Annotated in this window: 1 pseudogene; it reads left to right on the forward strand. The window is 41.1% G+C overall.

The features are described 5' to 3' along the window. Positions 1 to 275, forward strand: a pseudogene (locus GNF10_RS37515) (ketol-acid reductoisomerase); the annotation flags it as partial.

The raw sequence follows: 275 nt of genomic DNA on the forward strand, positions 1-275 counted from the left end.
GTACATTTGTTGAAGGAAGTGCCGTACCAGCATTATTTGGTGTTCAACAAGATGCTACGGGGCAAGCTAGAAACATTGCTTTAAGCTACGCAAAAGGCATTGGTGCTACTCGTGCCGGGGTCATTGAAACGACATTTAAAGAAGAAACTGAAACAGATTTATTCGGTGAACAAGCTGTACTTTGTGGAGGAGTTTCCAAATTAATTCAGAGTGGATTCGAAACACTTGTGGAAGCAGGTTACCAACCTGAATTAGCTTATTTTGAAGTCTTACAC

The organism is Nostoc sp. UCD121 (assembly GCF_014222285.1).
Taxonomy (GTDB): Bacteria; Cyanobacteriota; Cyanobacteriia; order Cyanobacteriales; family Nostocaceae; genus Nostoc.